At 37.3% G+C, this 24,899-nt stretch carries 30 protein-coding genes; 16 read left to right on the top strand and 14 right to left on the bottom strand.

Annotation, left to right across the window (positions count from 1 at the left end):
- Positions 1 to 25 precede the first annotated feature (25 nt).
- From iadA to IEU51_RS05590, 4 genes are all read right to left on the bottom strand, one after another.
- Positions 26 to 1,168 carry a beta-aspartyl-peptidase gene (iadA, locus tag IEU51_RS05605; protein ID WP_186086263.1) on the bottom strand — a complete coding sequence of 381 codons (1,143 nt, stop codon included), beginning with the start codon at positions 1,166 to 1,168 and terminating at the stop codon, positions 26 to 28.
- A gap of 104 nt (positions 1,169 to 1,272) precedes the next feature.
- Positions 1,273 to 1,623, bottom strand: coding sequence for a hypothetical protein (locus tag IEU51_RS05600; RefSeq protein WP_186086266.1), 351 nt, complete (start codon positions 1,621 to 1,623; stop codon positions 1,273 to 1,275).
- An 84-nt stretch (positions 1,624 to 1,707) separates the two neighbouring features.
- Positions 1,708 to 2,703 carry a YeiH family protein gene (locus IEU51_RS05595; RefSeq protein ID WP_186086269.1) on the bottom strand — a complete coding sequence of 332 codons (996 nt, stop codon included), beginning with the start codon at positions 2,701 to 2,703 and terminating at the stop codon, positions 1,708 to 1,710.
- Between the two features lie 50 nt (positions 2,704 to 2,753).
- A complete protein-coding gene (locus IEU51_RS05590; RefSeq protein WP_186086272.1) occupies positions 2,754 to 3,194 on the bottom strand; it encodes a YtoQ family protein in 441 nt (146 codons plus the stop codon).
- Positions 3,195 to 3,291: 97 nt separating this feature from the next.
- Between IEU51_RS05590 and IEU51_RS05585 the strand changes: the two genes are divergently transcribed.
- From IEU51_RS05585 to IEU51_RS05570, 4 genes are all read left to right on the top strand, one after another.
- Positions 3,292 to 3,960, top strand: a complete 669-nt coding sequence (locus tag IEU51_RS05585) for an HAD family hydrolase (protein ID WP_186086275.1) — start codon at positions 3,292 to 3,294, stop codon at positions 3,958 to 3,960.
- An 18-nt stretch (positions 3,961 to 3,978) separates the two neighbouring features.
- A complete protein-coding gene (locus IEU51_RS05580; protein ID WP_186086276.1) occupies positions 3,979 to 4,308 on the top strand; it encodes a PH domain-containing protein in 330 nt (109 codons plus the stop codon).
- A gap of 101 nt (positions 4,309 to 4,409) precedes the next feature.
- Complete coding sequence (gene mqo / locus IEU51_RS05575; protein ID WP_186086279.1) at positions 4,410 to 5,888, top strand: malate dehydrogenase (quinone); 1,479 nt, start codon at positions 4,410 to 4,412, stop codon at positions 5,886 to 5,888.
- 145 nt (positions 5,889 to 6,033) lie between these two features.
- Entirely contained in the window at positions 6,034 to 6,858 is an 825-nt protein-coding gene (locus IEU51_RS05570; RefSeq protein ID WP_186086282.1) for a hypothetical protein, read from the top strand.
- Between the two features lie 314 nt (positions 6,859 to 7,172).
- On the opposite strand, the gene IEU51_RS05565 is transcribed toward IEU51_RS05570, so the two are convergent.
- Positions 7,173 to 8,036, bottom strand: a complete 864-nt coding sequence (locus IEU51_RS05565) for a prephenate dehydrogenase (protein WP_186086285.1) — start codon at positions 8,034 to 8,036, stop codon at positions 7,173 to 7,175.
- Between the two features lie 427 nt (positions 8,037 to 8,463).
- On the opposite strand from IEU51_RS05565, the gene aroF reads away from it, so the two are divergent.
- Both aroF and IEU51_RS05555 read left to right on the top strand, forming a co-directional pair.
- The gene (gene aroF, locus IEU51_RS05560) at positions 8,464 to 9,486 is read left to right on the top strand and encodes a 3-deoxy-7-phosphoheptulonate synthase (protein ID WP_186086288.1); all 1,023 of its coding nucleotides are present in this window, start codon (positions 8,464 to 8,466) and stop codon (positions 9,484 to 9,486) included.
- 13 nt (positions 9,487 to 9,499) lie between these two features.
- Entirely contained in the window at positions 9,500 to 9,775 is a 276-nt protein-coding gene (locus tag IEU51_RS05555) for a chorismate mutase (protein ID WP_186086291.1), read from the top strand.
- A 21-nt stretch (positions 9,776 to 9,796) separates the two neighbouring features.
- On the opposite strand, the gene IEU51_RS05550 is transcribed toward IEU51_RS05555, so the two are convergent.
- Positions 9,797 to 10,720 (bottom strand): homoserine O-succinyltransferase, encoded by a 924-nt coding sequence (locus IEU51_RS05550; protein WP_186086294.1) that lies wholly within the window; start codon positions 10,718 to 10,720, stop codon positions 9,797 to 9,799.
- A gap of 138 nt (positions 10,721 to 10,858) precedes the next feature.
- Between IEU51_RS05550 and IEU51_RS05545 the strand changes: the two genes are divergently transcribed.
- Together IEU51_RS05545 and IEU51_RS05540 are read left to right on the top strand one after the other, a co-directional pair.
- On the top strand, positions 10,859 to 11,041 hold the full coding sequence (locus IEU51_RS05545) for a hypothetical protein (protein ID WP_186086297.1): 183 nt from the start codon (positions 10,859 to 10,861) through the stop codon (positions 11,039 to 11,041).
- Positions 11,042 to 11,088: 47 nt separating this feature from the next.
- Entirely contained in the window at positions 11,089 to 11,883 is a 795-nt protein-coding gene (locus tag IEU51_RS05540; RefSeq protein WP_186086300.1) for an N-acetylglucosaminidase, read from the top strand.
- A 6-nt stretch (positions 11,884 to 11,889) separates the two neighbouring features.
- Here the strand turns inward: IEU51_RS05540 and fdhD are convergent, their stop codons facing one another.
- Positions 11,890 to 12,681: a formate dehydrogenase accessory sulfurtransferase FdhD gene (gene fdhD, locus IEU51_RS05535; RefSeq protein ID WP_186086303.1), complete on the bottom strand. Its 792-nt coding sequence runs from the start codon at positions 12,679 to 12,681 to the stop codon at positions 11,890 to 11,892.
- Positions 12,682 to 12,803: 122 nt separating this feature from the next.
- On the opposite strand from fdhD, the gene IEU51_RS05530 reads away from it, so the two are divergent.
- Entirely contained in the window at positions 12,804 to 14,078 is a 1,275-nt protein-coding gene (locus IEU51_RS05530) for an L-lactate MFS transporter (protein WP_186086306.1), read from the top strand.
- A 74-nt stretch (positions 14,079 to 14,152) separates the two neighbouring features.
- On the opposite strand, the gene IEU51_RS05525 is transcribed toward IEU51_RS05530, so the two are convergent.
- Positions 14,153 to 15,820, bottom strand: a complete 1,668-nt coding sequence (locus IEU51_RS05525) for a Na/Pi cotransporter family protein (RefSeq protein WP_186086309.1) — start codon at positions 15,818 to 15,820, stop codon at positions 14,153 to 14,155.
- Positions 15,821 to 15,995: 175 nt separating this feature from the next.
- On the opposite strand from IEU51_RS05525, the gene IEU51_RS05520 reads away from it, so the two are divergent.
- Complete coding sequence (locus tag IEU51_RS05520; RefSeq protein WP_186086311.1) at positions 15,996 to 16,805, top strand: DUF368 domain-containing protein; 810 nt, start codon at positions 15,996 to 15,998, stop codon at positions 16,803 to 16,805.
- Here IEU51_RS05520 and IEU51_RS05515 read toward each other — a convergent pair.
- Positions 16,802 to 17,050, bottom strand: coding sequence for a hypothetical protein (locus IEU51_RS05515; protein WP_186086314.1), 249 nt, complete (start codon positions 17,048 to 17,050; stop codon positions 16,802 to 16,804). The two genes, IEU51_RS05520 and IEU51_RS05515, sit on opposite strands and share 4 nt — an antisense overlap.
- Before the next feature lie 59 nt (positions 17,051 to 17,109).
- On the opposite strand from IEU51_RS05515, the gene IEU51_RS05510 reads away from it, so the two are divergent.
- Entirely contained in the window at positions 17,110 to 18,354 is a 1,245-nt protein-coding gene (locus tag IEU51_RS05510) for a lipid II:glycine glycyltransferase FemX (protein WP_186086316.1), read from the top strand.
- 28 nt (positions 18,355 to 18,382) lie between these two features.
- Here IEU51_RS05510 and IEU51_RS05505 read toward each other — a convergent pair whose 3' ends face one another.
- The 5 genes from IEU51_RS05505 to IEU51_RS05485 all read right to left on the bottom strand — a co-directional run bounded on the left by IEU51_RS05505 (position 18,383) and on the right by IEU51_RS05485 (position 21,113).
- Complete coding sequence (locus tag IEU51_RS05505) at positions 18,383 to 18,658, bottom strand: hypothetical protein (protein ID WP_186086319.1); 276 nt, start codon at positions 18,656 to 18,658, stop codon at positions 18,383 to 18,385.
- A gap of 12 nt (positions 18,659 to 18,670) precedes the next feature.
- Positions 18,671 to 18,988 (bottom strand): hypothetical protein, encoded by a 318-nt coding sequence (locus IEU51_RS05500; RefSeq protein ID WP_229713879.1) that lies wholly within the window; start codon positions 18,986 to 18,988, stop codon positions 18,671 to 18,673.
- Complete coding sequence (locus IEU51_RS05495) at positions 18,985 to 20,148, bottom strand: MFS transporter (protein ID WP_229713877.1); 1,164 nt, start codon at positions 20,146 to 20,148, stop codon at positions 18,985 to 18,987. Before IEU51_RS05495 ends, IEU51_RS05500 begins: the two co-directional genes overlap by 4 nt.
- Positions 20,138 to 20,332: an SE1832 family protein gene (locus tag IEU51_RS05490; RefSeq protein ID WP_186086322.1), complete on the bottom strand. Its 195-nt coding sequence runs from the start codon at positions 20,330 to 20,332 to the stop codon at positions 20,138 to 20,140. Before IEU51_RS05490 ends, IEU51_RS05495 begins: the two co-directional genes overlap by 11 nt.
- Positions 20,333 to 20,429: 97 nt before the next feature.
- Entirely contained in the window at positions 20,430 to 21,113 is a 684-nt protein-coding gene (locus IEU51_RS05485; RefSeq protein WP_186086325.1) for a PepSY domain-containing protein, read from the bottom strand.
- Between the two features lie 241 nt (positions 21,114 to 21,354).
- Between IEU51_RS05485 and IEU51_RS05480 the strand changes: the two genes are divergently transcribed.
- From IEU51_RS05480 to rplW, 5 genes are all read left to right on the top strand, one after another.
- The gene (locus IEU51_RS05480; protein ID WP_186086328.1) at positions 21,355 to 22,686 is read left to right on the top strand and encodes an NCS2 family permease; all 1,332 of its coding nucleotides are present in this window, start codon (positions 21,355 to 21,357) and stop codon (positions 22,684 to 22,686) included.
- Positions 22,687 to 22,980: 294 nt separating this feature from the next.
- A complete protein-coding gene (gene rpsJ / locus IEU51_RS05475) occupies positions 22,981 to 23,289 on the top strand; it encodes a 30S ribosomal protein S10 (RefSeq protein WP_186076609.1) in 309 nt (102 codons plus the stop codon).
- 24 nt (positions 23,290 to 23,313) lie between these two features.
- Positions 23,314 to 23,970, top strand: coding sequence for a 50S ribosomal protein L3 (gene rplC / locus IEU51_RS05470; protein WP_186086331.1), 657 nt, complete (start codon positions 23,314 to 23,316; stop codon positions 23,968 to 23,970).
- A gap of 23 nt (positions 23,971 to 23,993) precedes the next feature.
- The gene (rplD, locus tag IEU51_RS05465) at positions 23,994 to 24,617 is read left to right on the top strand and encodes a 50S ribosomal protein L4 (protein WP_186086333.1); all 624 of its coding nucleotides are present in this window, start codon (positions 23,994 to 23,996) and stop codon (positions 24,615 to 24,617) included.
- Positions 24,617 to 24,889: a 50S ribosomal protein L23 gene (rplW, locus tag IEU51_RS05460; protein ID WP_186086336.1), complete on the top strand. Its 273-nt coding sequence runs from the start codon at positions 24,617 to 24,619 to the stop codon at positions 24,887 to 24,889. Before rplD ends, rplW begins: the two co-directional genes overlap by 1 nt.
- Positions 24,890 to 24,899: the final 10 nt, after the last annotated feature.

Below are 24,899 nucleotides of genomic sequence, written 5' to 3'. Positions count from 1 at the left end.
CTTTTTTGTCTTTGTATGAGTATATTTAAAATGTATTTTCTACAATCATTTGCTTGTCTTTGATCATCCAGTTACCTCTTGCAAGGAGTCCTTCGAGTTCAAATGTGTCTCTGTTTAAAATCATGATGTCTGCGTCAGCTTCTTCTCTGAGTCTTCCTTTATGGTTCATTTTAAGTACGCGTGCAACGTTACTTGTCACGAGTGAGATAATTTCTTGTATATCTCCGCCTTCCTGTAGCAATTCTTGAATTTGTTCTAATGTTGTTGTTGGTTTTGCAACACCGTATCCAACAAGATTTCCATTTTTATCAAATTCAGGTAAGCTCCCATAAGCATCTGTTGAGAGTGTAAGTTGTCTCATGTTTCCACCTAATGCTTTATAGAGTTTAACGCTGTCTTTTGTTTTATTACTTGCTGTTATATCGACATAGGCACCAGTCTTCGCAAGTTCCATTGCATCCTCGAGTAGAGTCGTCGTTCGATCGATATGTGTCACGTATATATCTTGTGCTTTTACATCATATTTTTCGATTATCTCATGCAATATTTTTAGTCCATGTTTTCCTCCGCCAACATGGAAGTGAGTGACACCTGCTTTTTGAGCAAGCATGCCTGCAACAGTCGTGTCTGCAATAATTCTCGCGAGTTCTTCTTCCGTCGGAATAGAAGATCTAAAGTCATTGATTGCAATTTCTGCGGTACCAATAATTTTATCAATATAAGTAATATCTGTTTTAATAGAACCCGTTAACGTTGTCACAGGTAAATGATAGTTTCCTGTGTACATATAAGCCGTGATTCCTTCAGTTTCAAGTGCACGTGCTTTTGCAAGTAACGCGGATAACGGTCGTGTAATGCCGTCTGTACCGATTAACCCAACAACTGTTGTAATCCCACCAGACACGATTTCTGTAATTTTTGATTCTGGAGTACGTGTGTGAAATCCGCTTTCTCCACCTCCGCCTAGAAGATGAATGTGTGGTTCAACAATACCAGGTGTAACGATGTTTTGCTTGGCGTCGTAGACTTCAACAGGTAAGCCCGTCGCTTTTAAACTTTCCACATCTACTTTACCGATTTTGATGATTTTATCATTAAGTAAAAGTATGGAGTGTCTTCCTCTGTAAGAAGGAGAAAATACTTCTGCGTTTTCTAAAACTTTAAACATACGATCATCCTTTATAAATTTAAGTATATTTTATATTAAGCTAAATGATCTCTGTTTTCTATAAAAATAAAAAAGCACGCATAAAATGCGCGCTCAATTACTCATTATTTTTTACAAAAAGTGCTTAGGAAGCTAGCAAGTGAAAGGCCAGCAAGTGTCATTGCACTTTTCGCTCCTTTATATCCGTCACCTGCTAAGAAGTGCTTGATTGTAGCAACACCTGTAACTGATCCCACCATGAATGAACCAAGACGCCCAAATGTTTTGCTTAAGAATGATAGCCCAAGAAGTACTGATCCGACTGCTTCAAAGTACCCTGCAAATTTCATTTGACTAGGGTTAACATTGAAGTGCTTTTCGAAGTCTTCGCCCATTTCACCATTTGCTTCAATTTTGCTCATACCGTTTTCGAATACGTTTTTTGCAACATATAAGTTAGTTAAATATCTAAACATTAATTATCTCCCTTTCGAAATAAATTCATGACTCATTATATATCAATTCCCATTAATATATAAAATGAAACGCTCAAACTCTATTTAATAAATAGCAGTGGTAATAAGAAATGTGATTACAGATAATAATAACGACGTTACAACGATTGCGATTAGGGGTTTAGTTGCTTTTGATAATAACGCTTGTAATGACACATTTAACCCAAGACCAACCATTGCCATTATCATTAAGAAACGTGCGATCTGGTCGATGACTGCTAAAACATTTGTAGGAATTGTAACGAATGTATTTAATACAGCGAGTGCTAAGAATCCAAATAAGAAATACGGAATATCAATCTTTTGCTTACCATCAGATTTTTGTGAGTTTTTTTGAACAAAGTAGAAAATGATGAATGATACTGGGATAAGCAAGAATACACGCCCAAGCTTAGAAAGCAGTGCAAATGCCATTGCTTCATCGCCACCAACTCCTGCTGCAAGTACAACTTGTGCAATTTCATGAAGACTAATACCAGACCAAATTCCGAATACGGTATCGCCCATATTTATAACGGGATATAAAAATGAATACAAAAGGGCAAACGCTGTACCAACTAGTGCAATGATCCCAACACTGATTGCCGTGTCTTCATCATCTGAATCTAAGATTGAACTCACCGCAGCGATTGCGGATGCGCCACAAATACCAGTTCCGACACCAAGTAGGAATGCGATGTTTTTGTTTCCTTTTAAATATTTATTCAAGAGCATCATAAACCCGATACTAAATATGATCACACATGTACCGAAAAGAAGTAGAGTCAGGCCTTCACTAAAAATGATGTAGAGATTGAGTTTTAATCCATATAAAATGATAGCCACTCGTAGTAATTTTTTTGCAGAGAATTGAATGCCACTTTTAATTTGGATTGGATATCCAATTGTATTTCTGTAAATGATAGAAATAATGATTGCGACGGCGAGAGCACCCACGCTATTAATTACTGGAAGCAATGCTAAAAAATAGCTGACTGCTGCAATAATAAATGTAAATAGTATGCCTAGTATAAAAGGTTTATTGTTATGTTCTGTTGTCATATCGCATGCCTCCGTAATAAAAAGACTCCCTAACTAATAGGGAGTAAAAGTTACTGATAAATGTATTCTAGCACGCTTACCGCTTGTTCAACAGATTCACATACCACATTTGCTTTATTTGAAAGCTCTTTTAGTGGGTGAATGAGTTTTTCTGGACGAATAATAATGAGCGGTTTACCTTCAGCAACAGCACGTGATGCATCCATTGCTGTATTCCATTGTTTGTATTCTTCTCCAAATAACGCAATGACAATATCAGATTTTTTCATCATAACTTCTGTGCGTAAGTTATTAATGCTTGAAGCGGCATCGTCATGGAAATATTTGTTTGGTTGCTTACCTAGAATTTGTGCGCCGATATCATCAGAAAGATCGTGGTTCGTCTGCGGAGAGACAAATGAGATAGGGAGTTCTTTTTCAGAGACTAGTGTTTTTATCTCCTCACGCCAAGGCGTATGAATTTCACCTGCAAGATATACTGTAAGTTCCATAAATATTCCTCCTAAATTAGTACTACCTTATAGTATATACCTTTTTTTAATTTATGATAAAATGATAGACGGATAGAATGATAAGGGGAAAAGATATATGAGGATAGCTTTATTTGATTTCGATGGTACAATTTACCCTCACGAAACATTTGAGACACTCAGATTGCACATGAGAGATAATCAAAAATATAAAAAATATTATAAGCACTTTGTCGTGCGGTTTGCGCCAAGTTATTTTGGTTATAAGCTAAAACTCGTTCCCAAATTAAAAATGCAGTATAAAGCTTTAGAATCATATGTACATGCATTCAAAGGAATGTCTAAAGAGGATCTTGTAGTGTTCTTCAAGATGGTTGCTGATGACATGAGGGAAGAGTTACGTGATGAGCTCTTAGAACGTATTGACGAGTTAAGAAAGAATAATTACTACACGATACTAATTTCAGGCGCGTTTACTCCTCTTTTAGAGGCACTTTTTCCAAATAAGTTCGATCATATCATTGGATCTACTGTAAATTATAAAAACAATAAAGTGGATACAAAACAACCGTTTAAACGTGTGTTTGGAACGAAGAAGATTGAGCTTATCAGAAATCATTTTAAAGACCAGAAAATAGATTGGAATGAGAGTCAAGCATACAGCGACAGTCTTTCAGACCTGAGTATGCTAAATCTAGTTGGACAACCCGTAGCGGTTTATCCAGATCATTCACTTACAAAAATTGCAGAAGCAAATAACTGGGAAATTATTTCTAATAACAGATAATAAGGTAGAGGAGATATTATGAATTTAAATAAAATCAGTTCAGATGAGTTATATCCTACGGAGTCTTTCGGACCTTCGATACTTGGAACACTCATCTATAAAGTAGGCGACCAAACAGAATTTAAAGGTGCATATATTACAACAAATGAACGCATCATTATGAATGTAGATATGATGGGCGAAGACTATAGACGCGTATTTGCGTACACAGACATTGTTGATGTTTATGTAAATGAAAAAGGCCTTTTCATCGACTTCCCAGACGGAATGGGCAAAATCGCAATGGTAAACATTGAAGACGGTGATGCGGATGAGTTTGTTAGGTACGTTAAAGATAAATTAAAGTAATGATACAAGTAAGGCGAATTTAATGGTGCTAACGCTTTTATAGTTTACGTATGAAGCGTATAATTGAAGTTATGAAAATATACTAAGGAGTTTCGATTTTAATGAGTACAAATGACAGAAAAGAAGTCGTCTTAATCGGTGGCGGTATCATGAGCGCGACTCTAGGTTCACTAATTAGTGAACTCGAACCAAACTGGAATATCAAAATGTTTGAGAAACTTGATGCGCCAGCATTAGAAAGTACAAACCCATGGAATAACGCGGGTACAGGTCACGCAGCATTATGTGAATTAAACTACACTTCAGAAGATGAAAATAAGAACATTGATATGAGTAAAGCAATCAATGTAAACGAGCAGTTCCAAGTATCACTTCAATATTGGTCACACTTAGTGAACGAAAATAAACTATCAGACCCTGAAGAGTTTATTAAATCAGTACCTCACTTAAGCTATGTTGAAGGCGAAGAGAACGTTGATTTCTTAAGAAGAAGACAAGAATTAATGAGCCAGAACCCTCTCTTTGAAGGAATGGAGTTCACGGACGATCCAGAAGTATTAAAAAAATGGATCCCACTCATGATGGAAGGCCGCACTACTGACGAGAAACTTGCAGCAACATATTCAGATAAAGGGACAGATGTTAACTTTGGTTCGTTAACGACTCAACTGTTCGATAATCTAGAAGAACATGGTGCACATCTTGCATACGGTCACGAAGTGAAATCAATTAAGCGCATGGAAAATGGTAAATGGGAAGTTAAGATTTTAGACTTATCTACGGATTCAGTAGAATTCCACATTGCTGACTTCTTGTTTATCGGAGCAGGTGGGGCTAGTCTCCCATTACTACAAAAAACAAAAATTCCTGAGTCTAAAAACATCGGTGGTTTCCCAGTGAGTGGATTATTCCTCGTATGTGATGATGAAGAGATTGCGAACAAACATGACGGAAAAGTCTACGGTAAAGCAAAAGTGGGTGCACCACCAATGTCAGTACCGCACTTAGACACGCGTTATATCGACGGTAAAAAATCATTACTATTTGGACCATTCGCAGGATTTACACCTAAGTTCTTAAAAGAAGGTTCATACTTCGACTTATTCGGATCACTTAAGCCAAACAACATCTTAACGATGATGGCTGCAGGTGCAAAAGAGATGAGCTTAACGAAATATCTTATTGGTGAACTTCTATTAAACGAAGAGCAAAGAATGGACGCTCTACGTGAATTTGTTCCTAACGCAGACAGCAAAGACTGGAGAATTTCAGTTGCCGGTCAACGTGTTCAAGTGATTAAAGACACGGACAAAGGTAAAGGAACGCTGATGTTTGGTACAGAAGTTATCGTTTCAGAAGACGGTTCTGTAGCAGCATTACTCGGTGCTTCACCTGGTGCTTCAACAGCAACAAGTGCAATGATTAATGTTCTAAAACGTTCATTCCCAGAACAGTACTCTTCTTGGGAAGAACGCTTAAAAGAAATGATTCCTTCATACGGATATCAATTAGCTGATAACAAGAAACTCTATCAAGAAATCAATAAAGACGTACGTAAAACACTTAAATTAAAACATTAATAATGAGTAACACTATGTGATGTAATTTTGCATCATGTAGTGTTATTTTTTTATGTGTAAAGTCGTTTAAAACGTGATATAATAAGAAAAGTTGATGTAACGCCTAGCGTTATTACATAGTGTTATTATGAAAAGGAGTACCGACATGAGTCAAAAAAATCAAATTTATTACACTACCGCACAAGTGACTGATATGGTAGAACTTTCAGATCAGAACGTGCGTAAATATGTACGTATGCTAGAAGAACGTGGATACGAAGTTGCTAAAGATGAGCACCAAAGAAGACTGTTTTCACAGAATGATGTGAACGTATTAAACGAAATGATTCGCACTTCTAAAACACCAGGATTTACACTCGAACTTGCTGCCGATGAAATCATGAAAAATGTAGAGAATATCATCTCTGAGAATGAAGTCGACCATGTTGATCATTCGAGCACAAACGAAGATATTCTAAAAGCGTTAGAGAAAGTATTAGTGAAGCTAGACGAGATGCGTCAAGAAAACATCATTCTAAGAGAAAATGTTACACATCTCGTATCGCGACTAGAAGAATATGATGCACGTATCTTAGAAGTTGGTAACGAGCAAAAATTAATTTCTACACAAATGGAAGAAATTAAAGAACAAACAGAAAACCAGACTGTAGAAGAATCTGTGACACAAGAAATTTCTGAAACTATAACAGATACTGCAGATAAAGACACGAAAGCAGAAACTGCTCAGAGTGAAAAAGAGCTTGAGACTACCGTTGAATCTGACAAAACAGAAACAATTGAAGCGGAAGAACCTGTAAAAGAAGAACCTACAGAAACATCTTCGAATATTGATATGAGCAAATATGAAGATCCGATGGAAGCAATTGAAGTTCCAGAAGAAAAAGAAGAATCGCAAGAAGCAACTACTGAACAACCAAAAGTAGAACAGCCTAAGAAAAAAGGATTTTTTGCTAGACTATTTGGAAACTAAAAAAGAGCATGTCACCTGAAAAACCAGGAGACATGCTCTTTTAATCTTATTCGACCATTAATTCAGCAATTCTGAGATTATCGTTCGAAAGTAGGTCTCATTCGACCATTAATTCAGCAATCCTAAGATTATCGTTCGAATGTAGGTCTTATTCGACCATTAATTCAGCAATTCCGAGATTATCGTTCGAATGTAGGTCTCATTCGACCATTAATTCAGAAATTTCGAGATTATCGTTCGAATGTAGAACTCATTCGACCTTTAATTTCGAAATTCTAAGATTATCGTTCGAATCAACACAAAAATCGTCTAATCTAATCTTCCGGATGATATTCTAAATCATGGAGGTCGTGGTAGCGTCTCTTCGATTCTGCCATCATCTTTTCCATATTAGCGATATCGTTTGATTTAATAGCTTCTTCCATATGCTCGACTTGTTCTTTAAATAATGAAATATGATGCAAAAGATGGTTCTTGTTCATAAGGAATAGTTCTGGCCATAATTTTTCATTGATGTTCGTAATGCGTGTAAGATCACGATAACTATCGCCGGTATAACGCTTCGAGTTACGTTCGATATCGTCACTATTGATGAGCGATACTGCGATAACGTGTGCGAGTTGCGACGTGAATCCAATCACTTCATCGTGAAATTCAGGCGTTATTTTAGAAACGTTACCGAATCCGAGTTTCTTCACAAAGTTCTCTAAAAATGCGATGTTTTCATCTTTATTCTTCTTGGTTGGTGTAATGAGATAGTTTGCATTTTGAAAAATCTCACGGCTTGAGAATTCTAACCCGCGACTTTCTCGTCCAGCCATTGGATGTCCAAATACAAAATCAATATCGTTACGAAGTAGTGGTTCTATTTCTGCAATGATGCTTTCTTTCACACCAGTCACGTCCGTAAGAATTGCGTTTGGCTTGAAATATGGTGCATAGTTTTCTATCATGTTTTTTAAAGTCATGGGATATACTGAGAAAATAACGAGATCCGCTTCAGGGATAATTTTCTTAAAGTTTGTATAACCTTTATCGATTAACCCATGATTTTCTGCTTCTTTTAAGGTATCTGTATTAATATCTATTGCATATATTTTGTAATCTTTAAACGAATGTCTAATGGACTTAGCAAAGGATCCACCGATATTCCCAAGTCCTACAATAACTACATTCATAACGTACCTCCGAGTGAGTGATACACCTATTTTATAGATTGCTTATAATTAAATCAAATTTCTAAATATTTAATATTTTTAAAATAGTTAACGAATTTGTTTGACAATTTGAAATTAAGAGTCTATAATTCGATTCAACACATTACAGAAAAGGCGATTTTTATGTTGAACTTAAATATTAAGCAACTAAATAACGTAAAACGATTTTACTTTGGCTATTACTGATACCGTTTGTATTCATCATTGAGTACAAACGAAACAGGTTTGTATCAATGATGGCTGAAGATTTTTGTAATGCTAGCCATTATTGCAAAATAAGTGGCTAGGTGAACGTATATGATTTAATGTATATAAAACTACCACTTATTATTAATTGTAATAGGTGGTAGTTTTTTTATTTAATATATATAATTTAGGAGGAAATATAATGATTATTCATATTTCAAACAAAGCAACAGAGGCACAAATTGAGGAACTGACAGGAGCAATTAAGTCTCTTGGACTACGCGTACACACTTCTGTAGGAGATGCACGTACAGTAATTGGTCTAATCGGTGATTTATCTCAAATTGATGTCAATACATTGAAAAAATATCAGATAGTAGATGGGGTGTACAGAATTTCAGCACCGTACAAGAAAGCAAACAGACAATTTCATGAAAAAGATAGCATCATCGATATCGATGGTGTAAAAATTGGTGGTTCGAACTTCATGATGTGTGCAGGTCCGTGTTCAGTTGAAAACGAAGATGACACAGTTGAGTTAGCTAAGTTACTTAAAGAAGCTGGTGCAAACACACTACGGGGTGGTGCGTTTAAACCAAGAACTTCACCATACAGCTTCCAAGGTCTTGGAATTGAAGGATTGCGTATTTTAAACGTAGCAAAAGAAGAGACGGGATTACCCATTGTGTCAGAGTTAATGGGTACAGAACATATTGATACATTCGTAGATATGGTAGACGTTATTCAAGTTGGTGCACGTAATATGCAAAACTTTGACTTACTTAAAGCACTTGGACAAACGAATAAACCTGTTCTATTAAAACGTGGAATGTCAGCAACATACGAAGAATGGTTAATGAGTGCGGAATACATCATGGCAGGTGGAAACAACAACGTTATCTTCTGTGAGCGTGGTATCCGTACATTTGAAACAGCAACGCGTAACACATTAGATATTCAAGCAGTACCTGTGATTCAAAAGGAATCCCACTTACCAATCGTTGTAGACCCATCACACGCAGCAGGTGTACGTTACCTCATTCCTTCTATGGCTAAAGCTGCAGTGATGTCAGGAGCAAATGGTATGCAAATTGAAGTGCACCAAAATCCTGAAAAAGCATGGAGTGACGGACAACAATGCTTAACGCCAGCAGAGTTTAAAGATCTGATGGTGACAATCAACATGTTACTTGAAATTGAAGGTAAAACGATTATTCAAAAATAGGGTGGTGATTCCGATGGCAAAACATGAGGAATTGAGAACAGAAATCAACAAAATTGACGAATCCCTTGTAGAGTTATTCGAGGCCCGAATGAATATCTGCAAAGAAATTGCAGCTTATAAGAGTAAAAAAAACATCAAGATTTTTGACAAACAAAGAGAACAAGAAGTCGTCAAAAATAATGTGAGTCGATTAACAGATCACGAATTCGATATTCATGCAGAGAGATTCTTTAAGGAATTAATGAAAATCTCACGCAAAATTCAAAAAGAACACATACAGAGTTTATAACCTTGTATGTGTTCTTCTTTTTTACATTTTCTTAAGTTCGGATAATACATAGGGTGTCTCTTGATACGTATGGTTTAACCAATTATTAAAGAGAAGGTGTCCGCTACTCTTCCAAATGAATTGTGGTCTCGTATTTGGATCATTATCAATAAAATAATTTTCTGGAATAGAAACATTCCTCTGGCCACGTTTCACGTCACGTTGATACTCGTTATTTAATGTTTCACGATCATATTCCATATGGCCAAAGATATATAGGTCGCGATTATCTTTTGACGCAACGACATCAGCACCGTATAGCGGGTGTCTCGACAACACATTGAGTTCATTATTTTCATTAAGAGTCTCGATATTAATCGTCGTGTGTCTCGATTGGCAGACATTGTAACTATCATCGAAGCCTCTCATAAATGGATGCGTGTTTTGTTCGTTTAAATAAGAATAAACACCAAACAATTTTTCAGGCAGTGCTTCTTTTTTAATATTATACTTATGGTAGAGTGCAAACTGGGCACCGTAGCAGATAAAAAGCCTCGAGAAGACATGAGTATCTGCCCAGGTAATCAGATCGCTTAGCTCATCATGATATGTCACATCATTATATTCTAGATGCTCAACTGGTGCACCTGTCACAATCATTCCGTCATAAAATTTATCTCTTATTTCATCAAATGTATTGTAATACTTTTTAAGGTAACTCTGATCTGTATTCTTACTTTTGTGAGTAGACATGTGCATAAAATCGATATCGACTTGAAGCGGAGAGTTCCCAAGCAATCTAAGTAGCTGCATCTCTGTCTCTTCTTTTTTAGGCATTAAATTAACGATTAAAACACGGATCGGACGAATATCCTGACTCATCGCACGAGACAAATCTATCGCATATATTTTTTCTTTTTCAAGTTGTTCTTTTATAGGCAGACCAGCAATGATTTTAATGGGCAAGGTATTTCCTCCAGTCAAGTTTTCCATAGCTTACTACTTAAAATGGCTTTATTCAATTAAAACAAACTAGAAAAGTGTTGATTTTTCTCGAAAGCACTGTATAATTTGATTAAATTAGTATATTTAGGATGAGATAGTATGAAAACTGATTTAAAGATTCTAGACGGCCATCTCACTACATATCAAATCAGTCAAGCTATTGATTTGCCAATTGAGACAACTAAAGACTTACTCGACAAAAAGATTGCCATTACAGACCTTGACGAAACTACCCAGAATAAGTTATTAGCTCTAGAAGAAGCACTATATAAAGATGATTAAATTAAAAAGACTGACGCCGTCAGTCTTGTTTTATTTGGAAGGATAGTATGAAAAAATTAAATCTATCACACGCACAAGTCATTTTATTACTAGTCGTAATCGCACTATTCATACTCGCATTCGTCATTTCTATGCAGACGCTCGTTACAAAGGAGGCAGAGCCAATGTATACGTTTCAGGAAGCCGTTGACCGACAACTGAATAATGGAACTGAAGATCTTGTGTTTGATGAACATGGATACCTAATTCCAGCAAGTCAAGAAGATATCACAGACGCGATGCGTGTAGACAAAAGAAATATGTTTGAATTTATTAGAATCGATATTAATTCAAACATTACTGCTGATGAAGCGAATGAACTTCTAAGAGACAAAGGAGTTCTAGAAAGTACTGGAAAATATTTTGTTGAAGCGGAAAAAGAATATGATGTGAGTGCTGTTTATTTAATTGCACACGCCTTGATTGAAACAGGGAACGGGCATTCAGAGCTCGCAAAAGGAATCACAGTTGAGGGTGAAAAATACTATAACTTTTTTGGTATCGGAGCGTTCGACCATGCAGCTATAGAAGAAGGTTCTAGTTTCGCTAAGCGTGGAAATTGGAATTCCCCTGAGCGTGCAATCAAGGGTGGCGCTAAGTTTATACGCGAAAATTATTTAGATAATAATCAAAACACGGTATACAAGATGAGATGGAATCCTGATAATCCAGGGACGCATTTATACGCAACAGATATCCACTGGGCAGGTTCAATTGCACGAAACATGGATGCATTTTATGAAAGATTATCCCTAGAGCCAGCAAAAAAAGAAGAGTATATGTATAAAGAAGAGGCAGAGTAACTTAACTTACTCCGCCTCTTTTTTGATGCGCCATGGATGACTGTATACATTGAATGTCCCTTTTCTAATAAACCCAACGGCTGTGATGTTTAAATCATTCGCTAGGTCAATGGCAAGGTCTGTTGGGGCTGCTTTAGAAAGAACGATCCCCACACCTATCTTCGAAGCCTTCGTTAATATTTCCGAGGAAATACGCCCACTAAACACGATAATTTTATCGTGTACAGTAATTCGGTTACGTAGACAATAGCCGTACAACTTGTCTAGAGCGTTGTGACGCCCAATATCCCCCCGGTGGATGATAATACCGTCTGGAGTGGAAATGCACGCGTTATGTATCGCTCCAGTCTCTTTGAACGTGTCTGACGATTCTTGAAGTTCAGTTTGAAGCGTGATGACTTGTTCAGGAGTGAGTGACACTTTAGCAGCGGATATTTTAGACATCTGCATGTCGTTTTGGAAATAAAACTGTCTACTTTTCCCACAACATGATCCGAGCACGCGTTTAGTGAAGTTAAAATAATTTGGATCGATATCACGCTTAGATTCGATGTGACAAAATCCACTGCCTTCATCTATATTCATTGAAATGATATCATCAAATGAACGAATCACACCCTCAGATGCTAAAAATCCAATAACAAGATCTTCAAGATGATCAGGTGTACATACTAAAGTCGCAAATTCTACGTCATTAATATATATTGTGAGCGGGAATTCCACAGCGATAATGTCCGTCTCATCAACGAACTCTGCGTCATTATAACGAGTGATATTTTTGTGAATGATAATGTCCACTAGTAAAACTCCTAAAATATTTATTGAATATTCTCTATATTAATAATATAATCACACTAAACAAGTATAGAGAATTCTCTATACTGTCATTTTACAGTGTTTTTGGCTGAAGGAGGAGTTATATGATTAAGACAAAGAATCGCTGGTTAATTGCACTTGCAGGCGTTGGGTTACATATCTCAATAGGCTCAGTGTATGCATGGAGTGTATTCACCAGTCCGCTTCAAGAACAAATTGGGTGGACACTCAGTGAAGTGTCGCTCATATTTAGCATCGCTATTTTCTTTTTAGGAGTGTCAGCAGCATTTATGGGACACTTTGTTGAAAAACATGGTCCAAGAAAATCTGGACTCATCTCCACAATCTTTTTTGCTTCAGGACTTGCGCTTTCAGGTTACGCAGTTTCCATTGAAAATTTATATCTTCTTTATCTCGGATACGGCGTACTCGGAGGGATTGGTCTAGGTATCGGGTATATCACACCGGTCTCAACACTCGTTAAGTGGTTCCCAGATCGACGCGGTATGGCGACTGGCCTTGCTATTATGGGATTCGGTTTTGCCGCAATGATTGCAAGTCCAGTGATGAGTAGTCTGATTAATTCAGTAGGAATTTCAAACACATTTTACATCATGGCAGCTGTATATTTTGTCATCATGATTTGTGCGAGTCTTTATCTTGAAAAGCCAGTCGAGGGCTATCATCCTAAGGGGCTTGATTTAAGTGAAGCCAATACTGTCAAAAAAGACTACGTTCAACTCGTTGCAAACGAAGCGATTAAAACACGTAGATTCTATTTCCTATGGTTAATGTTATTTATTAACGTCACATGTGGAATTGCAATACTTGCAGTTGCAAGTCCAATGGGACAAGAAGTCGCTGGACTATCGACTGCGACTGCAGCGGTTATGGTAGGAATTATGGGTGTATTTAACGGTGCTGGACGTCTTATCTGGGCGACAATTTCTGATTACATTGGAAGGCCGAACCTTTACACAACATTCTTTATTATACAAATTGTAATCTTTGCCTTATTACCATTTACATCAAACGCATTATTATTCATGTTAATGTTATTCATTATGATTAGTTGCTATGGTGGAGGATTCTCAGCAATCCCAGCATACATTGCTGACTTATTTGGCACTAAGCAACTCGGAGCAATCCACGGATACATTCTGACTGCATGGGCAATGGCAGGACTCGTTGGACCTTTCATCGTTTCTAAAGTCCGTGAAGCAACAAATAGCTATAACTTAACGCTATACATATTTGTTGGATTCTTTGTGGTCGCTCTCGTAATTTCAATGATTATTAGACAAGATATTAGAAAGATAAAAACAGAATCTGAAAGAGTGAATCGTGTACAAAAAGAAAGCGCTCCCGTAACATTGTAAGCTTAAAAAGCCGTCCAAATGGATGGCTTTTTTATATAAAAAAGAGCGTGACTATAAGTCACGCTTTTAAAAGTTTAATCATATACGATGAATTCGTCAGGTAACGTTTCTCTAGTAGTATAGAGAATTGTTTCTGATATGTTTCTTGCATTATAACCAATGCGTTCTAAGTCACTGATAAGCTCTGCGTACATTGCACCAGAGTCTGGAGAGCATGCTCCTGTGTTTAGACGTTCTACATGGTCTTGGCGCAATTTGTTTTCAATTCTATTTGACTGGTTTCCAAGCTGTATCACTTCCTCTAGACCACTTGGGTTGTAGATGTCGATAGATTCAGACGTCAGTCTTAGAATACGCTCGATGTGATGCATTAAAGTTTCAATACCGAGTTTCGCATCTTCAGATAAGAGGAGATCTGATTCATTTTTCTTGTGATATTTTTCAGCGAAATCACCTGTGAGGTGAGATGCTTTTGTTAAAAGTCGTGTAATTTCTAATAGTGCTGCTAAGTTTTCTGAATCTGCTTGACGTCTATTTTCAAAGTCATTCATACGCATGAGATATTTACGAATGCTTTCTTGAATGTTTTCCGTCAGTTGAACTTTTTCTATAACGCGTCGATACGTTTTAGAATTGCCAGTTTCAACATACTCTTTTAAGTCAGAGAATGTATCTGAAACGAGACTGCTTAAGTTTTGAATCTCTGTCTGTGCACTTTGTATCGCAAGTTGTGGCGATTGTTTCATCAAGTTCGGATCAAGTAAGTTTGGCTTGTAATCCTCTGAAAGATCACGTCCAGGAACAATTTTTGTTACAATCCATGCTAAGACACCGATGAACGGTAATTGTATTAACGTATTGATAATGTTGTATGATGCGTGTGCAAATGCGATTGTCATCGGTTTGTTTAAGTGTAATACCGATTCAAGTGTACCAACATACCAAATAAATAACGGCATGAGTACCATAAAGATAATTGCACCAATAACGTTAAAGATAACGTGAACGGCTGCTGCACGTTTTGCTGCGAGTGATCCTACAAGTGCTGCAAGAATAGCAGTAATAGTTGTACCAATATTATCACCAAGTAATACAGGAAGTGCTGCGTTTAAGTCTACAAGATCGTTCAAGTAGAAGTTCTGTAGAATCGCAATGGTCGCACTTGAACTTTGCACAATAAGAGTTAAGATTAACCCAACCGCAAGTCCTAAGAAGCTACTGTCACTCATCTGTAGCATTAAATCAGTGAACCACGGTAAATCGGCAAGCGGTTTTACCCCGTTACCCATTAAATCGAGTCCAAAGAATAGTGCACCAAATCCAAAGAACACACGTCCTAAGTTGTTGATGACTGGTTTATTAAAGAAGAAGAGCATGAATGAACCAAGCGCAAGTACTGGTAATCCATAGTCACCGATGTTTAAACCGATAATAAATGCAGTTACTGTCGTACCGATATTGGCACCCATAATCACTCCGATTGCTTGTCTAAGAGTGATAAACCCAGCAGACACAAGGCCAATCGTAATCACTGTTGTACCAGAACTGCTCTGAATTAAAATAGTCACAATCATACCCGCGAAGATACCGCGGATTGGCGTTTGAGTCATGCGATTTAAGATTTCGCGCAAACGGTCACCAGCTGCTGCTTGCAGTCCGTCACCCATTTGCTTAATACCGTATAAAAATATCCCTAGTCCACCAATAAAAGTAAAAAATAGTTCGAGTGGAGAGATGCTCATAGAGTGGGCCCCCAAATGTTTTAATAATAGTTTACAAGAAATTAACATTAATTTCTATTATATCATCGTACTTATTCGAGTATAATTCAAGCAATTATGATAAAATTAATGCTGTTAAATTTTAATGTGAGGTAAATCAATGATTAGATGGTTTAATATTTTAAGAGGTTTTCTGATGGGAATTGTAGAACTGATTCCTGGAATCAGTAGTGGAACCCTCGCTTTATTACTCGGTATTTATGATGAACTACTCATCTCAATTCAAAAACTATTTTCAAAAGATTTTAAAAAAGCAGCAGGATTTGTTTTCCCGCTGATCATAGGTATGGCAATTGCGATTCTTTCGATGTCATCCGTTATAAATTATTTCCTTGTGAATCACACGATTATCGTTCACTGGTTCTTCTTAGGACTCGTATTTGGTGTGGTGCCAATGATGTTTAAACTCGGTAACTACAAATACGAATTCAAAGCAGTGCATTATATTTTAATTGTTATAACGATAGTCGGTATGTACTTCCTGTCCACTGTTAACACGGGTGTACAAGATGTAACAGAGGTCGATACATCGCCTGGCGTACTCCTGTTTTTATTCATATCTGGATTCTTAGGTGCAACAGCACTTGTACTTCCAGGACTATCCGGATCAGTCATCTTACTCATTCTCGGAGCATATCCAGTCGTTATTTATTCAATTTCTGAATTCACAAGCTTCAATTTTGAAGTGTTACCTGTCTTATTTGCGACTGGATTTGGTATTGTATTTGGTGTTATTTTCGCAAGTAAATTCATTCACTATCTATTAACACACTTTACGTATCTAACATACGCGTTCATCATCGGATTACTACTCGGTTCAAGCTTCCCGATCTACCATGGTATGCCGACAAATACAGTACAATGGATTTTATCAGTCTTATTATTCCTATCTGGACTAATATTAAGCTATTACGTTTCGACGAAAAACAACAAAGAAACAATCTAAAGATAAGTGACTAAAATCATGTAACCATGAATGAGTGCTACAATAATATTTATAATAGATAAAATCACGGTACTCTTTGGACTTCTTACGATAATGTAAATGACTGAGAGTACAAATGATATAACAAATACCATAATGCGGATGCTTAGGAGCGAGATAATCTCGTCATGTGCATAATTTGTATATATATCAAACGCATTCCAAGCGTTAAAAATGATAAAGAAAATAACGAATAGATTTTTCATAAATCTCACCTTTCAGATGTTATTATATATCAAAATGAAGTATAAGAGGGCGGAATTAAATGCAACACATGATCTTAACTGAACAAGAACATAACACGTTTATTGAGAACCACCCAAATGGAGACCTATTACAACTGTCTGATTGGGCAACTTCAAAAGAATTGACAGGGTGGTATTCTAAACGTATCGCAGTAGGTAACGGTGATGAAGTAAAGGGCGTTGCGACTCTACAATTTAAGAAGTTGCCGAAAGTGAAATATACACTGTGCTATATCTCACGCGGATTTGTAGTCGATTATAACGATACGCTTGCAGTGAAAGCACTCCTTGCTTCGGCTATTGAAGAAGCCAAAAAAGAGCATGCGTACGTCATCAAGATTGACCCAGATATTGAAGAGACAGATAGAGAAGCGTTCAAACTTCTTAAAGGACTTGGGTTTATCCACCACGGATTTGTAGATGGAATGAGCAAAGATGCGATTCAGCCACGACAAACGATGGTGACAGATGTTTCTCTTTCTGACAAAGAGCTCTTGAATAGTTTTGAAAGAAATAATCGTACAAGAGTGCGTCGTGCACTGAAAACTGGAACAGTGGTTAAGAAAAGTGACCGTGAAGGTTTAAAAACATTTCACGAACTCATGAAGATCACGGGCGAACGTGATGGATTCTTAACACGTGATATCACGTACTTTGAATCAATGTATGATGCGTTAAATCCAAACGGCCATATGGAACTTTTCTTGGTAGAACTTCATGGTAAAGAAGTGCGCGAGAATCTAGAAAATGATATTAAAAAAGTACAAAAAGACATTAAAAAAGCAGAGAAAAATAAAGACGAAACGAAACGTGAGAATTTGCTCGAGAACTTAAACAATCGTTTAGAGAAACTTAACCAACAAGTGGAAGAAACAAAATATATTGAAGAAAAATATCCAGAAGGTGCAGTGCTCTCAGGTGCGCTATACGCACAGAGTGGTAAAAAAGCCTATTACTTATACGGCGCATCATCGAACGATTTTAGAGACTTCCTTCCAAATCACCACATGCAGTTTCATATGATGCAGTACGCACGCGCACACGGTGCAGAATCTTATGACTTTGGTGGCGTGTCTGTTTCACCAGCTAAAGACTCAGAATACTTTGGCCTATGGCAATTCAAAAGTCAATGGGGGACGAAGGTGTCGAATAAAATCGGAGAGTTTGATTTTATCTTAAATAGACCGGTGTATCACTTACTAAATATCGCAATTCCAGCAGCACAAAAGACGAAGATCGCATTAAATAGATTAAGAAAAAAATAAAGACTTCCTCAAACGAGGAAGTCTTTTTCTATAGATAATAGGGTTCAGTTACAACGATATACAGTACAAACACAAGGCTTGATAATGATAACGTCACGAGTGTGAGAGAGAAATAACCATGAAGCTGAGTGGAATCGTTAGAAATTTGATCTTTCATAAAATCTCTTGCCCCAGCTACGATAGAAATTAACGCGACAGAGACCCAAATGTATACATTGAAAAATAGTATGCCATCATTCAGTGTAAAGTTAACAAAAAACAATAGCTGAATGAATAATAGCAAGATGAGTATAACTCGTGTCACGTTACTTCCCTCCTAAATTGTGAATAATAAAATAATCAAGACAAGGCTCATTGCAATTGTGAATGCATGAATGAGAAAGAGTCGCTTGTCGTCTCCTTTATACTGCTTATACGAAGTAATTTCTACTGATGAAATGATGGCGATACCGAGAGCGAGTATCAGGTATTTATCGATCCCCATCACTGGTAAAATAAATGCAATAATCATAACTAAGAATACAATTCCAGAAAGAATGCGAAGTCCATCAAATAGCTTCGATCTTAAGAATAAAATCGTAAACATAGAAACGGTTAAATACATGAGAAGTAGTAATGTTGTTAAAACACTCACGCATAATTACCCCTTTTTCTGAAATATTGGTAGATAAAGAATGTAGATAAGAGTACCATGAGTGCACCGAAGTAGAATGGTAATCCATAATACATCACAAACAATAAGTTAAAGAATATCGGTCCTGCGATTCGTCCAAGACTGTCTAATGAATAAGTCGTTGCTGTTAACTTCCCAACTTCATGGCTCAATGCCTCTTTAGTGATCTGACTCGTCATCAGTGTCTTCACAAGTGCGTTACCACTCATAAGTAACACGATACACACACCGGCATAAACGAGACCTGTCATAAAAGGTAACATAATGAACGCGATGAGTGCGAGTACTTGACCAATAATCATGGCTGGATACTCTTGTCCATCTTTTAACTTTCTAATTATACCACCTTGAACAATCACGTTAAAAATACCACCAATAAAGAATAATACACCCATTTGTCCTGGAGTGATATTAATTAGCTTTTGTCCTAGTAATTGGAATGTACTCTCCATTCCGCTCATCATAAACATAACGAAGAATGTCGCGACAAGTAAAATACCTACAGGTTGTATGAAATATTCTTTAGCCATGGTAATCTTACCTTGAGGTACTGTTGATGGTTTGTACGTTTCTTGAATGAACAGGAATGCGACAATTAAAGCGACTAAGATTACTGCAGACGTCATAAAGAACGGCATGCTCATCGCTACTGAACCAAGCATTCCTCCAATACCAGGGCCGAATACGAAACCGAATCCCACACTCATACCAACGAGCCCCATGTACTTCGTACGTTCTTGTACAGAAGTGAGATCTGCAACCATAGACGTGGTCGCAGTATATAATGCACCTGATGCCATACCACCAACAAAACGAGTAATATATAAAACTGTTAAGCTATGAGACAATACAGCAAATATAAAGAAGCTCAGTGCGAAAACAAGCAGTCCAACAATTAAGAGCGGACGTCTTCCTGTCTTATCACTCAACATTCCAAAGAATGGTGCTGAAATAAAGCTCGCAATAGAATAAATCGCAAGTACAAACCCAAGATGCATCGTGCTGACATTGTAGTCCACAATGAGCTGCGGCATCACTGGAATAATCATACTGAAACCAAAATAAATTAAAAACTGTACAAGCATGATAAAAACAATATGCTTCATTAAACTATTTTTCATCTAAATCCTCCAACGATTGACGCGCACGAATTTCCTTTTTAAGATCGCGCATTTCATCTTCTAATTGATGTAACTTTGCGATCATCTTTTCAGGACTATTACCTGTAGATTCTATTTTTTCAAGATCACCCTGCAGACGGATGTAATCATATTTTAACTCTTCGAGTTTTTGTTCTAAGTTCATATGTATCACTCCTATAGACTTGGTATTATCATATCATAAAAAGTTACTGTTGTTATAAAGCAAAATAGAGACAACCGTTTAGTTGCCTCCATAAAGTTTATTCATCTATTTCTACTGTTTCGCCAGACTTCGCGTCGATGATTACATCAACGTCTTCGCCGTTTTGATTTTGAATAGAAACTTCATAATATAGCACGCCATCGTCAAAGTCAGTGCTAATTTCTGTTGCTTTACCATCAACTTCACTTTTAGCTTTTATTATGGCTTCATCGAAAGTGATGAGTTCTTCATATTTGAAATATTCGTTATCTTCGTCATCATTTTCAGAGTCTTTCTCTTCTTCAATGATATCTAGAGTATTGACATCGTATGAAACATCGTACTCTTCAGAGTCGCTTTCGAGTTCTATTTTATAAACCCATTTATTGTTTTCTCTTTCTAAACCGATGTCAGTCAGTTGTCCATCGAAGTTTGACTGAGCTTTTTTAATTGCATCTTCAATTGTTGAATCATATGAATCTAAATTAATTTCTGATGAATCAGTTTCAGATGATGCGTTGTCGTCTGAGTTGTCATCACCTTCATCATTCTCTGTGTTGTCATCTGCATCGTCGTTATTGTCATCATCTTCAGTAGATGAATCATTCGAAGTTTCCTCCGTCTGCTGATTTGAGGAATTATCCTCACTAGTATTATCTGAATTTGAGTCACTTGACCCACATGCAGCTAGTGTAAGTGTTAATGCGAGTAACAATGAAGTTAGTTTAATCTTTTTATCCATAATCATCCCTCCAATCTTTAAGTTACCCTAGAAGAACAACTATTAACCATTTTATAGATGTACATATTTTGAAAATTCTACCGAACACGAATGATATATATAAATATTGATAAAACATTCGGAAATGAGCGAAAAAGTATTGCGTTGTGATGAAAAAAGGTCTAGAATATATCCGTACTTAGCGTAATACAAGTAAGAAAATTTGTCCTTCATATAATATAGAAGAGATAAGGAGAAGAGAATGAAAAAGTATTTTGAGTTTGAACAACTCGGTACCAATTATCGCAAAGAAATTGTCGGTGGTATCACAACGTTCCTATCAATGGCGTATATTTTAGCAGTTAACCCAGCGATGTTATCACTTGCTGGTGTTGATGGTGTGCCTGACAGCATGCGTATGGATATTAACGCAGTGTTCGTAGCTACATGTTTAGCTGCATTTGTCGGAACTCTAGTTATGGGTGTCTATGCAAGGTATCCGATTGCCCTAGCACCAGGTATGGGTCTAAATGCGTTCTTCGCATTTGCTGTAGTTTTAGGGATGGGTATTCCTTGGCAAACAGCATTAACGGGTGTTTTAATCTCGGGTGTTTTATTCGTAATTTTAACTGCATCTGGTTTAAGAGAGTACGTGATTAACTCTATACCAATGGAAATGAAGATGGCGGTTAGTGCCGGTATTGGATTCTTCATTGCATTCGTTGGGTTACAAGGTGCAGGTATTATAGTTGCGGATCCGAATACGTTAGTACATGTGGGTAACTTCCATGATGCGAAAGTATTACTTGCTGTATTTGGTATTGTCTTAACTGTTGTTTTAATGGCGAAACGCGTACCAGCAGCGATCTTTATTGGAATGATCGTAACAGCAATATCTGGACTTTTATTTGGACTACTACCAATGCCTGAAGCGATTGTGAGTAAAGTGCCAAGTATCGCACCAACTTTCGGAGCAGCTTTTGAAGGATTCAAAAACCCAGCAGAGATTTTTAACTTACAATTCTTAGTTGTAGTATTAACATTTCTTTTTGTAGACTTCTTTGATACAGCGGGTACATTAGTAGGAGTTGCTTCGCAAGCAAACTTGATTAAAGATAATAAATTGCCAAGAGCAGGACGTGCGCTTGTTTCGGATTCGCTTGCAACAATTTCAGGTGCAATTCTTGGTACATCAACAACAACATCATATGTAGAATCTACAGCAGGTGTTGCAGCTGGAGCACGTAGTGGTTTCGCAAGTGTCGTGACAGCGTTCCTGTTCTTATTTGCAATTTTCTTCTCGCCACTCATCGTGATGTTTACATCTGAAGTGACAGCACCAGCATTAATTATTGTAGGTGCGCTAATGGCATCGAACTTATCACGTATCGAATGGTCAAGATTTGAAATTGCGGTACCAGCATTCTTGACAGTATTACTTATGCCACTCACGTACAGTATTGCTACAGGGATTGCGATTGGGTTTATCTTCTATCCAATTACACTTATGATGGCAGGCAAAAGAAAGCAAGTGAATCCTGTGATGTGGTCACTAGCAATTTTATTTGTACTTTACTTTATTTTTATATTATAATGAAAAGACAATTTTCGACGGAAATAAATTAAATGATAAAAAGAGCGAAAAAATTCAAGTTAACTCTTGATTTTCTCGCTCTTTTCATGTATTATTTATAACGTTGGACTTAACTGTGGCCATTTTTGGTTCACATAATGCGATGCTAAGCCTTGATAGACCTGGCTTCGCACATGATTATCGCTGAAACGAGAGGTTACTGACACACCCGGCCGCATTGCCATGGCATGTGTGACAGAAAATTTTCGTGGAGAAAGTCTATCAATTAATGATGGCGACCGAGGAGGTAAAATAATGGCAAAACAAAAAATTCGTATTCGTTTAAAAGCGTACGAGCACAGAGTGCTTGATCAATCAGCGGAAAAAATCGTTGAAACAGCTAAACGTTCTGGTGCAGAAGTTTCGGGACCAATCCCACTTCCAACTGAAAGAACTGTTTACACAATCTTACGTGCGGTACACAAGTACAAAGATTCACGTGAGCAATTTGAACAACGTACGCATAAGCGTCTTATCGACATTTTAAACCCTACACCAAAAACAGTTGATGCTCTAATGGGCTTAAACTTACCATCTGGTGTGGACATCGAAATTAAACTATAAAATTTTCAGGAGGTGCGACTTTCGATGACCAAAGGAATCTTAGGTAGAAAAGTTGGGATGACTCAAGTTTTCGGTGAAAACGGAGAATTAATCCCTGTAACAGTAATTGAAGCGGCAGGAAACGTTGTCGTTCAAAAGAAAACAGAAGAAGTTGATGGCTACAACGCAATCCAAATCGGATTCGACTCTAAACAAGAGTACAAACCATCTAGAAGAACTAACAAATTTGCGAATAAAGCAGAAACTGGACATGCTAAAGCATCTGGTGCTGCTCCTAAGCGCTTCATACGCGAATTCCGCAATTTAAATGTAGATGAATTCGACGTAGGTCAAGAAGTCTCTGTAAATACATTCGTAGCAGGCGACATCGTTGACGTAACAGGAACATCTAAAGGTAAAGGTTTCCAAGGTAACATTAAGCGTCACGGTCAAAGCCGCGGACCTATGAGCCACGGTTCACGTTACCACAGAAGACCAGGTTCAATGGGTATGGTTGACCCAGGACACGTACTAAAAGGTAAAGCATTACCAGGACGTATGGGTGGAGAGAAAGTAACTCTTCAAAACCTAGAAATCGTAAGAGTTGACGAAGAACGCAACGTAATCCTTGTTAAAGGTAACGTTCCAGGACCTAAAAAAGGTTTCGTAAAAATTCAATCAGCAATTAAAGGTGTTAACTAATAAGGAAGGGAGGATATAACACAATGGCAAACGTAGATGTATTATCTATTGAAGGTTCAAAAGTGAGCTCAATCGAACTTAACGATTCAGTTTTCGGAATTGAACCTAACCAACATGCATTATTTGAAGCAGTAACTCTTCAACGTGCATCTTTAAGACAAGGTAACCATAAAGTTAAAAACCGTTCAGAAGTACGCGGTGGTGGTAGAAAACCATTCAGACAAAAAGGAACAGGTAACGCACGTCAAGGTACAATCCGTGCGCCACACATGGTTGGCGGTGGAGTGGTATTCGGACCAACTCCAAGAAGTCATTCATTCAAAATGCCGAGAAAAATGAGACGCTTAGCGATCCGCTCAGCATTATCTGCACGAGTGAACGAAGAAGTGTTAACTGTAGTTGATGACTTCAAATTAGAAGCTCCAAAAACTAAAGAGCTTGTCTCAATCTTAGGAAAGTTAGGTGCTGATAAAAAAGCACTAATCGTACTTGAGGATAGAAATGAAGCAGTTGAAAAATCAGCTAACAACCTTCAAGGAGTTAGAGTAATCACTGCAACTGGCCTTAACGTACTAGATATCCTTTCTGCAGACCGTGTTATTTTCACGGAGGGAGCAATTAAAAAAGCAGAGGAGGTACTTGGGTAATGGAAGCACGCGACATTATCAAACGTCCAGTAATCACTGAACGTTCTGCTGACTTAATGTCAGAAAACAAATACACATTTGATGTAGATGTTAGAGCCAACAAAACACAAGTTAAACGCGCAATTGAAGAAATTTTCGACGTGAAAGTTGAAAAAGTAAACATTATGAATGTTAAGCCTAAGAAAAAACGCATGGGTCGTTACGAAGGCTATACAAACAGAAGAAGAAAAGCAATTGTAAAATTAAGCGAAGGTTCAATCGAAATCTTCTAACTTATATAGA

It is taken from the genome of Phocicoccus schoeneichii, assembly GCF_014635565.1.
In the GTDB taxonomy this organism is placed as follows: Bacteria; Bacillota; Bacilli; order Staphylococcales; family Salinicoccaceae; genus Phocicoccus; species Phocicoccus schoeneichii.
The sequence above is the reverse complement of the archived record's forward strand: the minus strand, read 5'-3'. Positions and strand labels throughout refer to the sequence as shown.

Excerpts from the sequence above, each read along its gene's own strand:
- IEU51_RS05480 (WP_186086328.1), top strand. The coding sequence starts at position 21,355 with ATGAAAAAGTATTTTGAGTTTGAACAACTCGGTACCAATTATCGCAAA.
- IEU51_RS05515 (WP_186086314.1), bottom strand. The coding sequence starts at position 17,050 with ATGAAAAATCTATTCGTTATTTTCTTTATCATTTTTAACGCTTGGAAT.
- IEU51_RS05585 (WP_186086275.1), top strand. The coding sequence starts at position 3,292 with ATGAGGATAGCTTTATTTGATTTCGATGGTACAATTTACCCTCACGAA.
- IEU51_RS05555 (WP_186086291.1), top strand. The coding sequence starts at position 9,500 with ATGGCAAAACATGAGGAATTGAGAACAGAAATCAACAAAATTGACGAA.
- IEU51_RS05580 (WP_186086276.1), top strand. The coding sequence starts at position 3,979 with ATGAATTTAAATAAAATCAGTTCAGATGAGTTATATCCTACGGAGTCT.
- IEU51_RS05525 (WP_186086309.1), bottom strand. The coding sequence starts at position 15,820 with ATGAGCATCTCTCCACTCGAACTATTTTTTACTTTTATTGGTGGACTA.
- mqo (WP_186086279.1), top strand. The coding sequence starts at position 4,410 with ATGAGTACAAATGACAGAAAAGAAGTCGTCTTAATCGGTGGCGGTATC.
- IEU51_RS05595 (WP_186086269.1), bottom strand. The coding sequence starts at position 2,703 with ATGACAACAGAACATAACAATAAACCTTTTATACTAGGCATACTATTT.
- IEU51_RS05600 (WP_186086266.1), bottom strand. The coding sequence starts at position 1,623 with ATGTTTAGATATTTAACTAACTTATATGTTGCAAAAAACGTATTCGAA.
- IEU51_RS05495 (WP_229713877.1), bottom strand. The coding sequence starts at position 20,148 with ATGAAAAATAGTTTAATGAAGCATATTGTTTTTATCATGCTTGTACAG.
- IEU51_RS05540 (WP_186086300.1), top strand. The coding sequence starts at position 11,089 with ATGAAAAAATTAAATCTATCACACGCACAAGTCATTTTATTACTAGTC.
- IEU51_RS05545 (WP_186086297.1), top strand. The coding sequence starts at position 10,859 with ATGAAAACTGATTTAAAGATTCTAGACGGCCATCTCACTACATATCAA.
- iadA (WP_186086263.1), bottom strand. The coding sequence starts at position 1,168 with ATGTTTAAAGTTTTAGAAAACGCAGAAGTATTTTCTCCTTCTTACAGA.
- IEU51_RS05565 (WP_186086285.1), bottom strand. The coding sequence starts at position 8,036 with ATGAATGTAGTTATTGTAGGACTTGGGAATATCGGTGGATCCTTTGCT.
- rplW (WP_186086336.1), top strand. The coding sequence starts at position 24,617 with ATGGAAGCACGCGACATTATCAAACGTCCAGTAATCACTGAACGTTCT.
- IEU51_RS05530 (WP_186086306.1), top strand. The coding sequence starts at position 12,804 with ATGATTAAGACAAAGAATCGCTGGTTAATTGCACTTGCAGGCGTTGGG.
- IEU51_RS05570 (WP_186086282.1), top strand. The coding sequence starts at position 6,034 with ATGAGTCAAAAAAATCAAATTTATTACACTACCGCACAAGTGACTGAT.
- IEU51_RS05590 (WP_186086272.1), bottom strand. The coding sequence starts at position 3,194 with ATGGAACTTACAGTATATCTTGCAGGTGAAATTCATACGCCTTGGCGT.
- rplD (WP_186086333.1), top strand. The coding sequence starts at position 23,994 with ATGGCAAACGTAGATGTATTATCTATTGAAGGTTCAAAAGTGAGCTCA.
- IEU51_RS05490 (WP_186086322.1), bottom strand. The coding sequence starts at position 20,332 with ATGAACTTAGAACAAAAACTCGAAGAGTTAAAATATGATTACATCCGT.
- aroF (WP_186086288.1), top strand. The coding sequence starts at position 8,464 with ATGATTATTCATATTTCAAACAAAGCAACAGAGGCACAAATTGAGGAA.
- IEU51_RS05510 (WP_186086316.1), top strand. The coding sequence starts at position 17,110 with ATGCAACACATGATCTTAACTGAACAAGAACATAACACGTTTATTGAG.
- IEU51_RS05520 (WP_186086311.1), top strand. The coding sequence starts at position 15,996 with ATGGGAATTGTAGAACTGATTCCTGGAATCAGTAGTGGAACCCTCGCT.
- rplC (WP_186086331.1), top strand. The coding sequence starts at position 23,314 with ATGACCAAAGGAATCTTAGGTAGAAAAGTTGGGATGACTCAAGTTTTC.
- rpsJ (WP_186076609.1), top strand. The coding sequence starts at position 22,981 with ATGGCAAAACAAAAAATTCGTATTCGTTTAAAAGCGTACGAGCACAGA.
- IEU51_RS05485 (WP_186086325.1), bottom strand. The coding sequence starts at position 21,113 with ATGGATAAAAAGATTAAACTAACTTCATTGTTACTCGCATTAACACTT.